The 10,405-nt window shown below is 34.9% G+C and carries 7 protein-coding genes; all 7 read left to right on the forward strand.

Annotated features, from left to right (window positions below; all coding sequences use genetic code 11):
* Nucleotides 1-24 precede the first annotated feature (24 nt).
* Nucleotides 25-1,878, forward strand: a complete 1,854-nt coding sequence (locus H5118_RS19530; protein WP_182749817.1) for an HSP90 family protein — start codon at nucleotides 25-27, stop codon at nucleotides 1,876-1,878.
* 23 nt (nucleotides 1,879-1,901) lie between these two features.
* Nucleotides 1,902-2,975 carry a hypothetical protein gene (locus H5118_RS19535; protein WP_182749819.1) on the forward strand — a complete coding sequence of 358 codons (1,074 nt, stop codon included), beginning with the start codon at nucleotides 1,902-1,904 and terminating at the stop codon, nucleotides 2,973-2,975.
* Nucleotides 2,976-3,071: 96 nt separating this feature from the next.
* On the forward strand, nucleotides 3,072-3,512 hold the full coding sequence (locus H5118_RS19540) for an immunity protein YezG family protein (protein WP_182749821.1): 441 nt from the start codon (nucleotides 3,072-3,074) through the stop codon (nucleotides 3,510-3,512).
* Nucleotides 3,513-3,846: 334 nt separating this feature from the next.
* Nucleotides 3,847-5,508, forward strand: a complete 1,662-nt coding sequence (locus H5118_RS19545) for an Hsp70 family protein (protein WP_182749823.1) — start codon at nucleotides 3,847-3,849, stop codon at nucleotides 5,506-5,508.
* A 44-nt stretch (nucleotides 5,509-5,552) separates the two neighbouring features.
* A complete protein-coding gene (locus H5118_RS19550) occupies nucleotides 5,553-7,652 on the forward strand; it encodes a tol-pal system YbgF family protein (protein WP_182749825.1) in 2,100 nt (699 codons plus the stop codon).
* On the forward strand, nucleotides 7,642-8,382 hold the full coding sequence (locus tag H5118_RS19555; RefSeq protein ID WP_182694948.1) for a DUF1266 domain-containing protein: 741 nt from the start codon (nucleotides 7,642-7,644) through the stop codon (nucleotides 8,380-8,382). The genes H5118_RS19550 and H5118_RS19555 overlap by 11 nt, the downstream gene beginning before the upstream one ends.
* A gap of 251 nt (nucleotides 8,383-8,633) precedes the next feature.
* Nucleotides 8,634-10,169, forward strand: a complete 1,536-nt coding sequence (locus H5118_RS19560) for a hypothetical protein (RefSeq protein ID WP_182749827.1) — start codon at nucleotides 8,634-8,636, stop codon at nucleotides 10,167-10,169.
* Nucleotides 10,170-10,405: the final 236 nt, after the last annotated feature.

A 10,405-nucleotide genomic window follows, 5' to 3' on the forward strand; every position in this document is an offset into this window, starting at 1 on the left:
CGAAACTAACATTTAAGGATGAATATGACAGACTCAAGCAAAAAGATTGAGCAAAGGTTTTTAGTAAACCTTTCAGGGATCATCGATATATTATCTAAGCACTTATACAGTGGTCCGCACGTTTTTATTCGTGAGCTATTACAAAATAGCACCGATGCTATTTCTGCAAGGCATAATTATAGTGACTCACAAAGCGAGCTAGTAGACAATATTAGCGTAACTTTACTTCCTAAAAATTCTATTCAAACTCAATCACAGCTTATTATTGAAGATAATGGCACGGGACTGACTGAGGCAGAAATACATCAATTTTTGGCGGTTATTGGTGAGTCATCAAAAAAAGAGTTATTAGATAAACAGCAGCATGACTATATTGGTCGGTTTGGTATTGGTTTGTTGGCTTGTTTTATGGTCTCAAACACTATTTGTGTACAAACTCGCAGTATTAAGCAAAAAGATAAAGTACTACAATGGACGGGGAGCCCTGATGGTACTTATAAAGTTATTGAAATTGACCAGCAAATGGAAATAGGAACGCGTGTTTTATTAACGGCAAAAACTGAAGGTGAGGATTATTTTACTCACAGCTCACTAATCCATTGGATGCAATACTACGCTAGTTATTTACCTTACCCGATCACCTTAAATACGCCTTCAAAAACTAACTTTAGAATAAACGCATCAAAACCACCGTGGCTATGGGAAAATGTATCTAACAACGAGTTTGTAGATAAAGCAATATTAATAGGCGAAAAATACTTTAGAGGTCCTTTTTTTGACACCATAACCTTAAAAACGAAAGCAGGTAAAGTAAAAGGTTTGGGTTACATTATTTCGCATGCCACCACAGAGCATCAACAGCAGCACTTAATTTACTTAAAAGGAATGCGGTTAACGAAAAGCGCTCAAAATATTTTGCCGGACTGGGCCTTTTTTGTTCGTACTATTATTAATGCTGATGATTTAAGACCTACCGCTTCACGCGAGGCACTATACGAAGATGCTACACTACTTGAAACCAAGCAGGAGCTTGGTGAACAGCTAATAACCTACCTTGTAAATATGGCAGAAAATGCACCCGAAAAATTTGAGCATTTTGTAAGTTGTCATCAAATGGCGCTAAAGTCACTTGTTTTAGATAATCATTATTTTTGTTTAAAAATAACACCATTTCTTAAATTCGAAACAAACTTAGGCAGTATGACTTTAGGTAATTATATTGAAAAATATAAGCATATTACTTACGTTGAAAATGTGGATAGTTTTCGTCAATTTGCTCAAATATCGAGTGCAAAACAAGAGTGTTTAATAAACGGCGGTTATGCATATTGCACTGATATATTAAATTTATATGCGCACCTTAGCAAAACGCATATTGAGGTACTTGACCCGCAAAGCTTAGTTGGTCAGCTTAGTGATACTGATATAAACCCAGCGTTATTAGCTGAGTTTATAAACAAAGCAAACACTGTAATGAGTGACATTTGCCCAAACATCAGTGTAAAGCAATTCAAACCAGAGCAAGTGCCTGCGCTTTATATCAGCTGCGAAAAGCAATACTTTATTAAAAGTGCAAAAATAAACCAAGTTGAAAGTGACGAACTATGGTCTGACATTATTGATACAGTAACAAAGCCAATAGAAAGCTATGTATTTTCTGAATTATGCTTAAATGCAAACCATGAGTTAATTACTTCACTAATTCACTGCAATGAGTTACCTCAACTCCAACAATGTTTAAAAATAATTTATGTACAATCACTTTTAATGGGGCACTTTCCTCTTAATAAAAATGAAATGGATATTTTAAACACAGGTTTAATATCTATGATGACAACGAGTTTAAATTTCCAAAGTAATAATAAAACCCAGCACTAAGCTATTGTTTAAGGAAAAATAATATGAGCACTGTAAATGAGTTAATACTCAAAGCAAGCCGTTTAAAAGACGGTGACCCAATAAAAATAAAGCTTGGGGAACAAGCTATTTTATTAGCCGATCAAAGTAATGATATTAATTTAAAATATAGAAGCCGAGTTAGTTTAATTGAAGACGCCGCATTTGCGGGGCAACCAGAAAAAGCACTCGTTAATTTTGGTTGGTGTATTGCGCAATGCGAAAAATATCCAGAGCAATTTCCTTTAACCAATATGCTGTGGAAATATAAATATGTAATAGATTGTGCTATTGGTTTTCATTCTATAAGCCGGGCTAAGTTAGAGCAGTTAATAGATAATATGAAGCAACATTACGCTCAAGCAGGTTTTAGCTTAAGGCCAGTACATTACATGCAAGCCCAACTTTATTTAAGCATGGGTGAACTGGATAAGAGCCTTGAGCAACTGCAAATTAGTCAAGGTTTAGAAAATGACCGTTTTGCAGATTGTGCAGCATGTGAAGTCCATTTTATGGTCGTGCTACTTACCGCGTTAAGTAGGTATTCTGAGGCATTAAATACCGCATTACCTTTAATTCAAGGTAACCAAAGCTGTGCCGAAGTACCTCATTTAACCTTGCCAGAATTACTTATTACCGCAAGCCAGCTGGGTAAAGATGACTTAGGGCAAATGCTACTTACTTCTGGCTATCAACTTATTCGTGACAATCCGAACTTTTTACATCAGGTTGGCTTACAAATACAGTATTGTGCTATTCATAATTTAATTGAAACCGGCACAGACAGAATACAAAACCATTATAATTGGCTTTCTAAAAATATAGATCAACGAGGGCATTACCAATATTACTTAGGTATTTCTATGTTGTTAAAATCAATACTAAACAATGGTAAAATATCAATATTTTTAACAATGCCTAAAAGCTTTGAACTATACGATGAAAATGACAGGTACAATCCCAAAACACTATTCGACTGCTTTTATAACAAGGCTTCGCAGATTGCTCAGGCTTTTGATCAACGAAATGGAAATGATTTTTATCAATCTCAAATTACACATAAATTAGAAATGATATAAATTATAACTCTATAACTAAAAGGCCAGCATATGTAGCTAGCCAATTGGTTGGGTTTACTTTTATAAAGCCAGTCTGTAGCCAATTAAGGATATGAGATGTTCGATACAATTGACGATATATACAATCATATAGGACAAGCAATGTTTGATGCTCTTCCTGAACAATGGGATACAGCTACATTGACGTTATTAATGGATAAAGTTAATGTTTCAGTAACTATGTCTCAGAAATATTTAGATAAAAATGATTCCAAAAATTATAAATATTTTACTGTTAATAAGCGAAATGGGCTTGCTTATGAATCAAAAGTCTCTGATGCCTTCTATGCACTTTTCCACATTATGAAAAAAGACAAAGATGATGTTCCTTGGAACAAAGTTCGTGTTGAAATAACTTCGGAAGGTTATTCCTCAATTGATTTTAAATACGATGAAGATTTTGCTTGGTATAAGTCGCTTGATATTGATAGTCAAGAATATGAAGATCTTGATATAGACGTTATTAATAAAATTAAGTCTTGGGACGGTTTGCCTTAAAGTTAGCCTAAGTATTGGGCTAAAACACTATAGTTTTAGCAAATGCTGATACGTTAATGAAAGTAGATAATAAGGGGTAAGGGCAAACTCTGAAAGTAAGCGAGTTTGAGATAGAATTATTAGCAAAATACGATAGTGGAGAAATTAAATCAAAGTCATTATGTATCTCCATTATAGATGTGTCTTCTGGTCAACTCAAACTGGACAGCGCTCATTTGGAATGAGGGTTTATTTTACACATGACAATCAATGCCAATATAATAAGTAGTCTTATAAATCGCGGCTTTAAAACATAAAAAGCGATTTAATAATTGTCAGAATAAAAGGTATTAATATGAAGATAGGGATTGATCTGGGAACGACACACAGTTTAATTGGGGTATGGCAAGATGATGGCGTTAAACTAATTGCTGATTTAGAAGGCAATGTTTTGGTGCCATCTATTGTGAGCTTTACAGGTGATTATGTTTTAGTTGGTCAAGCTGCTCGCGACCGCTTAGCGACTCACCCAGAGTTGACAGTGTCTGAATTTAAACGTTTTATGGGAACGGACAAAGTTTACCAACTAGAAGAGCAATCTTATACACCAATAGAACTTTCAGCTATTTTACTTAAGCACCTTAAAGAGCAAGCTGAAGCATATTTACAACAACCGATTACCGAAGCTGTTATTTCAGTTCCAGCCTATTTTAATAATAAACAACGCCAAGCAACACAGCAGGCAGCTTCACTTGCTGGTTTGACGGTCGAGCGCTTAATTAACGAGCCAACCGCCGCAGCGCTTGCATACGGACTAGACAACAAAGATTCAGATAACACTTATTTAGTGCTTGATCTCGGGGGGGGAACGTTTGATGTATCTGTTATTGAAGTGTTTAATGACATTTTTGAGATTCACGCTTCTGGTGGTGATAACTACCTCGGTGGGAACGACTTTACTCAAGCAATCGTAGACGATTTATATAAAAAACACAGTATTAAACCAAACTGTTTAACTAATGGCGATGAGAGAAATATTTGGTCTTTATGCGATCAATTAAAATGTCAGCTAACCACCGAAGACTCTGCCTACTTTGATTTTGAATATGAAGGAAATATTTTAACTTATACTCTTGATGAAAACGATTTCAAGCATATTTGTAATGATTTAATTGAGCGTGTTAAGTTTCCTATTCATAGAGCAATGACGGATGCACAATTATCGATAGATGATATAGATGGCTTGGTTTTTGTGGGTGGTGCCACCCGAATGCCAATTTTTCGCCAGCAAATTAATCATGCGTTTTCGCGCATTACACAAATTCAATATAATCCAGACCACGCTATTGCTATTGGTGCAGCTATTCAAGCAAGTATGAATGCGCGAAATAATCAGTTCAAAGATGTAATTATGACGGATGTTTGCCCTTTTACATTGGGCGTTGAGATATCGAACGAGCATAACCAACCTGAATTTTTACCAATTATAGAGCGTAACTCTACAATCCCTGTTAGTGAAACTCGCTCTTTATTTTCCAAACATCCAAGTCAAGAAAGCGTCTTGATTAACATTTACCAAGGTGAAAATTACTTACCTGAAGATAATGTATTAATGGGATCATTAGACATTACACTTGAGCCTTTAAACAAAATTCAGTCTTTTTATATAACATACACATATGATCTCAATGGGGTTATTGAAGTGGAAGTTAAAAATAAGGATTCTGAAAAAACATATCGTACTTATGTTGGCGAGAATGTGAAAGAGCTTGACCAAAATCAATTACAAGAGCAATTTGCAAGGCTTCAAGCTTTAAAAATATTACCAAAGAACAAACTTGCTAATACCTCTTTTAAAGCAAAGCTTGAGCGTATGTTTCAAGAGAGCTTAGGCGATAAGCGCAGGAAGGTAGGTGAAACTATAGGGCTTTTTGATCGTGCGTTGGAAACCCATGATAATCATAAAATTGATGCTGCAAAAGAACGTATTAAAATATTTTTGAATATGTCTTACTAATCATGCATTTTATTATTTGTGCCTACAATATAAGAGTTAAATAAATGGTCCATTGGATAGTGTTAGGTATAGAACCAACACAAGATAAACGCGCCGTAAAATTAGCATATACGCAGTTATTAAAAAAAACGCCGCCCGAAGAATTCCCTGAAGAATTTAAAGCGTTACGTAAAGCGTATGATCAAGCATTAAAAGAAATTTCAAAAAGTGACGATGCTGAAAATGATAATTCAATAATACTTGATGATGTATTACTTAAGGATGATCAGCCACAGCTAGATACTGATATTGAAAATACACAGGCTGAAGTTTTTTTTGAACTTAAAGCTAGTCCAAATCATAATACAAATGACGAGCCTGTTGAGTTTTCAATCATTCACACGATACCCCAACTCAACCTTGCTTTAGAACAACTTTATAGTGATATTTTAGGTAGACACAGTTTAGAAAAGTGGAAAATGTTATTCGCGGCCCCAATATTTTGGGACGTTAATCAAAGTAAGACGTTGACCGAGAATTTACTTGGTTTTTTTTCTAATCACTACTTTTTACCTGAAAATATATGGATATTTTTGGATAATAGTTTAAAAATTACCGATGGCTTGTCTACCAGTAGTGATGATACGACCCAAAAAGCGGCGATCGCTTTATCTCGTTACATAAAAACGTTACCAAAAAGAATTAACGATGGCTTAGTTGAGAACATTAGTGATGATATTGATTTGGAAGCTTTTAATCGTCATCTTAAAATACGTAGTTATATTGAAGATAAATGTTTGTACGATACATTCTCTGCTGAAGAAATAGAGGATATAGTTCAGCAAATAGAGCCGGTGTTTAAAACTGACTTTCCTCTTTACAATTATATAGTTAAGTATTTATGGACAATTAATGGCTATAGTAGTATTAAACGTATCCTAACACCTTTAACAATTCCCTACACCGAAGAGTCCCTCTTAAATTATCAGGCACATGCTGAGTATAAACTAAAAAATTATGAGCTTGCACTTAAGCTTTATATACAGCAAGAGCGAAATTATCGCGACTTCTGCACCAAGGTGATGTTTAAAAACATTGGCTTGTGTTACTTAAAGCTTAATAATTTTGAAAGAGCCTACCTTTATTTAGATGCAGAAACACGTGTTGTTGCCGATATGGAAATTGAGGTTGCATTAATAACAGCAAGACGCGGATATATTCGAGAGTTGAGAGCTGATGAAACACAAAACGCTATAAAAATTGCGACGTTAATGTATGAAAATGGGCGATATCAGGATGCTCTGTCAATTACTGAGCAATATAAACATGTATTTAAAGAGCAGGGCAACTACCTCCAGGCTCTATGCTTATGTAAATTACATCGTTTAGATGAAGCATATTCTGAGTTCTTAGTGTTTATAGATCTATATATTGAACGCCAGTTGTGGCTATGGCCACTAATTGTTGAACTAGTAAGGTATTGCTACGATTTAATTACCTATGAGTTACTAGTAGAAACATTACAAGAACATACTGCTACTTTTAGCGATTTCTATCAAACAGCCTTCTTTTCTGGTTCTTTAGAACCTCGTTGTTATACAGAACAAGAAATGGAAATACTTGAACTAACAAATGAGCGAGATTCAGTCAGACGATCACTTGAATCAATATGGCATATTGAATCAATGCAAATCTTTGCACTGGCTATATTATGTATTCGAGATACAGAGTTAGTTGATTACGAGGACCATAGTGTTGTTGAAAACCGCCAACGTGATGCCCTTAATTGTGTCAAAGAAATTAAACAATTTATGCTTTATAACCCGAGTGATTGTTTAAAGTTTTTAGAGGCTGCATTTGATCAGCAAGACTATGATACTTGTATTATGTTAGCTGACATTGCAATTAAAGCTCTACGCACAGCACCCCAAGCATATTATTTTAAAGGATGTGCACTTTTAGAATTAAATGAGTATGGCAAAGCTTTAGAGTCATTTAAACAAGCTGCATACGAATATAATACTCATCCATACGCTGTTCACTCTTTGAATTCAGCCATTAAGTGTGCTGAAAAACTCATCGAACAAGAATTGCCCTATCAAGCAACACACAATGAATTATGTCTGCAATTACAGAATAAAAAGGAGATAGTTGATGGAGATTAGTCCAGCAGATTTAATGCTTAAAAGCCAATTATTAACTAATCAGCAAAAACACTGGTTGATTAGTTTATCTGGTTACCTATCGATGCAAAATGGCTATTCTCTGGATTGTTTGTTACATAAAAGTAAGACATATCCATTGCAAGCGATTATTAACGGTAATATAAAAGTATTAAAAAATAGTTATGATATACATAGTAAAGCTGATTTAGTTGAAACCCTAGATGTTTTTACAGACACTGCCCGAAGTGGTCAGTTTATGAATTGTTTAGTCCAAAGTGTTCGTCATGATTTATATATTGAACGCTTTTTTTTAAATCAAAATGAAGATAAAAACAGTGATGAGTATATGGTTAGTGCATGGGCTCAAAAACATAATGTTGCATTATCAAGCTGTGGAATTAAAGGCTTTGATATAGGACGTTCTGCGTTTTTATGCCGGTGTGCGTTTACTACTGGTTTAATCACAGAGCAAGAGGCTTGGTATTATTTACTAGTACTGGGCAAAATTGCACAACAATTATTTATTGATTGGCAAGAATTTGGCATGAGTCACCTTGTTGGCCGCTTAACTTGGGTTGGTATTAACTTAACTGATCCGTCGGATAATAAACGTTATCCTAATGATTTTGATATAAAGCAAAAGATTCAATTAGATGTCGAAGAATTGACATCAATTTTAGCTGACGATGAACACCCATGGTGCCAACTCGATTGGCAAATAGATTTGTAGTCTAAAGTGCATGATTCATAGAGATCGTTTTAATATTATACGGCCTCATGAACAATGAAATTATATAGTACTTTAAATGGATTGAACTTTGCGAAGAAACTAAAAGTGTAGGCACTGTGTGCCGAAGACGCGGTATATTTAGGCCTACGATTTGTAAGTGGTTAGGTCGATAAAAAAACAGACTGTCTAGTTTCCTTAAAACTCCCCAGCATCAATATTAAAGCTAAAAGATAAACACTCAGGAGATAACTTTGAATACAGAGTTAACGGATCATTTAAAAAAGTCAGCATTAGCAGCCATTATTAATTTAGATACCAGTTCAGTAAGCGCAGCTGATCTCATGTTTACTGAATTCGAAAGTAATGAAGTGATAACAAGCTTGTTATTTTTATTAGCCTTTAACGATGAAACTAATAATAAGTTCACGTTGAATGAAAAAATTAAAGATGTACTTGTTGTAAGCTGTTATGAGCACTTATCAAATAAGAATAAGTATGAATTCAATACTCAATGGTTATATAAGATCATTGATAAATGGGGCGCGGGTATCATTCAGGCGTTAATACCTCGTCACTTTTTTTCAAGGTATTTATTATTAGATCTTATTAACTATATCAGTGATTATGATATTGCAGAAACACTGCTTGATGAAATGGATAATGATGACCCTGAATATCGAACCAATGCCAAAATAGCATTATTAGATTTAAAGGGGCAAACAATTGATATAAATTATCGTAATATATTCAACTGGTTTAACGAAGATATTCAGCTAACGAGTTATGTGGCGGATGGTCGAGATGAAGCGATGAGTCTTTTGCATATTTTAAAGTATATGCTAAAGCATGAATTCCCGCTTGAATACATTAATCAAACTGTTGAAAAATTAAAGAGCTTGTTTAATGTGAAAGGCATTATGCCGTTTTGGAGAGATGCTGCCACGGCTTTAGTGCTAGCTACGAGTCATCACTCACTGGCACAAGAATATATTGCACTTGCAATGGAATTAAACGTTAGTTCAATGCCCAGCGAAGATCTTATTTTTTATCGTTTAAGTCATGGTTTGATTGATTTGCCAACAGCGTGTGATGCACTTTTGGTAGGTTACCCTATACAATCTAACCTACAGATTTTACGTGATTATTTTGCACTAGAGAAGCAGTCTGAGGTGTTTCTAGCCATTGCAGATGCAAGCTTAATCGATAACAAAAACGATAAGTTAAATGCAAATACGTTATTAACGCTTTGTGAGCATATTTCCAGTGAACATGCGTTAAATAATACACTTATGGCTCGTTTAGATCGTGAATACGCCCCAGGATTCATTTCCTATGCACTGACACACGCACCTGACAAGGTTGAATCATTATTAGTATTGGCAAGAGAGAGCCGAAATCTATGGACCGAACGCAGCGCCAATACCGAGTTTTTCTCACACGCTATTCATGTTGAGCCAGAGCACGCATTTAAACGTCTTTTTACTGAGGTACCAACCAATCACATTGATTATAAACTGTTTATGGCTAATTTTACTGAACAACACTGGGCATACTTTATGGCAGGGCTTGAAGAGCATTTTGCTAGCACTACTGATTATATTAGGTATAAGACTTTGCGATCTATCCCTATTTCAGTCATACCTGAACAGTATATAGAAAAGTTTAAGCAATGGATTATTGAATTAGAGTATGGATTTGACCGCGATAAAATTTTTTCTGAACTCACATTACCTGCAAACCAATTGCAAGCGTTGTTAATTAAGCTACAAGAGCAGCCGTTAGATTAATTACATAAATTTTATCCAGATCAAGGCTATTTGAGTGGTACGCTTAAATAGCCATATTAATTGTGTGCGTTAGAAAAATATAAAAGCGACGATAAATTTTATGAGGTTAATTGTGTGATTCATAGAGATCGTTTCAATATACTATGACGCTATGAACAAAGAAATTAAACAACGTTTAAAGTGGATTGAGCTTTACGAAAAAACTAATAATGCGGGCCTAGTTTGTCGTCGGTGTG

The organism is Pseudoalteromonas sp. SR41-1, from assembly GCF_014164015.1.
Lineage (GTDB): Bacteria > Pseudomonadota > Gammaproteobacteria > Enterobacterales > Alteromonadaceae > Pseudoalteromonas > Pseudoalteromonas distincta.

What these genes read in the sequence shown, in the direction of transcription:
- H5118_RS19530 (WP_182749817.1), top strand. Translation starts at nt 25, where the DNA reads ATGACAGACTCAAGCAAAAAGATTGAGCAAAGGTTTTTAGTAAACCTT.
- H5118_RS19535 (WP_182749819.1), top strand. Translation starts at nt 1,902, where the DNA reads ATGAGCACTGTAAATGAGTTAATACTCAAAGCAAGCCGTTTAAAAGAC.
- H5118_RS19540 (WP_182749821.1), top strand. Translation starts at nt 3,072, where the DNA reads ATGTTCGATACAATTGACGATATATACAATCATATAGGACAAGCAATG.
- H5118_RS19545 (WP_182749823.1), top strand. Translation starts at nt 3,847, where the DNA reads ATGAAGATAGGGATTGATCTGGGAACGACACACAGTTTAATTGGGGTA.
- H5118_RS19550 (WP_182749825.1), top strand. Translation starts at nt 5,553, where the DNA reads ATGGTCCATTGGATAGTGTTAGGTATAGAACCAACACAAGATAAACGC.
- H5118_RS19555 (WP_182694948.1), top strand. Translation starts at nt 7,642, where the DNA reads ATGGAGATTAGTCCAGCAGATTTAATGCTTAAAAGCCAATTATTAACT.